Below are 1,699 nucleotides of genomic sequence, written 5' to 3'. Positions count from 1 at the left end.
CAAAAGTTCAAGCGGTGGACACAGTCTTTACGGCGTCCTAAAAGCCCTCCAGGAAATCATCATCGGCATGCTCGACCGCTGTCCCGCCTGCCAACGGCCACCCCCAACCTAACAAAGTACTACTAGTTGACCTGGTTAATGATGGTCTCGGCGACTTCGCGCATGCTCAGGCGGCGGTCCATGGAGGTCTTCTGGATCCAGCGGAAGGCCTCGGGCTCGGTGAGGCCCATCTTGGTGGTCAACAGGCTCTTGGCGCGCTCTACGAGCTTGCGGGTGGCGAACTGTTCCTGGAGGTCGGAGACTTCCTCCTCGAGGGCCTTGATTTCCTCGTGGCGGGAGAGGGCGATTTCCAAAGCGGGCATGAGGTCGGCCGGGGTGAAGGGCTTGACCACGTAGGCCATGGCGCCGGCGTCGCGGGCACGCTCGACGAGTTCCTTCTGGCTGAACGCGGTCAGCAGCACGACGGGGGCAATGCGGGCCTTGACGATGTGCTCAGCGGCGGTAATGCCGTCCATGACGGGCATTTTGACGTCCATGAGGACTAAGTCAGGCCGGAGTTCCTTGGCGAGCTCCACGGCCTTCTCGCCGTTGTCAGCCTCGCCGACGACGTCGTATCCCTCACCGCGCAGGATTTCCATGATGTCCAGGCGGATCAAGGTCTCGTCTTCGGCAACGATGACCCTGCGGGCGGGCTTGGCGGTGGTTGAATCCGGCTGTTCTGACACAAAAACTCCTAAGAAGGGGTGAGTTACACCACAAATGGCAAATACTTAGCCCCTGGACAGGCTCGGTTCCACAAAACAGCCTATCTCCATGTAGAGTGGTTGCGCGCACTGGTTCGGGAGTGATTCAGAATTGGAGGCGTGATCTTCGCAACGGTTCTCCTTGAGAGCGGTTGCGGGAGCCCGAGTGGCGGAATGGTAGACGCGCTGCACTCAAAATGCAGTATCGAAAGGTGTGTGGGTTCGAGTCCCACCTCGGGTACATTTCAACGAAAACCTCCTGGCAACAGGGGGATTTCGAGTTTAACTGTTGACGGCAAGCAGCACTGATGGTGTAACTCAGGCCCAGGCGGACCCTGTTTTCACGTTATACACTGCAGCCGCGTTGTTGAAGAGGTCCCTCGATTCCTGGGACCGGGCATCGATCACCCGCTGGTGTCTATCGCCGCAGATGCGGTGTTACGCAGGGAAGTCTTCTGCTTCGGGACTAAGACATGTATGTGTGGTCCAACGTCTACTCAGTGGATCACACAGCGAACGGCAGGTGGTGCAGCTTGTCTCGGATTTAGGCACATAATGGCAATGAGCGGCACCTTGGTCCTGGTTCTGCGTGAAACCTGCGGGGCGATGAACCAGGTAATTTTGGGGCCTCACTCACACGACCGCGTCGCCCTACTGCGCTGGAAGTGACCCGCTGGCACCATCGTCTCTTGAGTAGCCCGCGGTGCTCGCTGATATCCATGAGCCATTGTTGGTTCGCACTGGTCGCGCCGATATTGATGACATGCCGATACCCGTGACGGGCCACGACATGGCTAGCGTCTGTGGACTGTATTATTTCTCAAGCGGTGCTAAGGGTTCGCGATGTAATAACTTGTAATTTTGGTTTATGTCCGGCCAGGACTGTGTTAAGGACGCTGATCCATCAGCGTGGGATTGTTACGCAGTGGCGTGCGGGGCGAGGGTGTAGTTCCAGT

General features: G+C 57.8%; 1 protein-coding gene and 1 tRNA gene. One reads left to right on the top strand and one right to left on the bottom strand.

Annotated features, from left to right (window positions below; translation table 11 throughout):
- Positions 1–122 precede the first annotated feature (122 nt).
- Positions 123–725, bottom strand: a complete 603-nt coding sequence (locus tag JMA46_RS16650) for a response regulator (RefSeq protein WP_207346464.1) — start codon at positions 723–725, stop codon at positions 123–125.
- A gap of 178 nt (positions 726–903) precedes the next feature.
- Between JMA46_RS16650 and JMA46_RS16645 the strand changes: the two genes are divergently transcribed.
- Positions 904–984: transfer RNA gene (locus JMA46_RS16645), tRNA-Leu, on the top strand.
- Positions 985–1,699: the final 715 nt, after the last annotated feature.

The organism is Arthrobacter sp. E3 (assembly GCF_017353415.1).
In the GTDB taxonomy this organism is placed as follows: domain Bacteria; phylum Actinomycetota; class Actinomycetes; order Actinomycetales; family Micrococcaceae; genus Specibacter.
The sequence above is the reverse complement of the archived record's forward strand: the minus strand, read 5'-3'. Positions and strand labels throughout refer to the sequence as shown.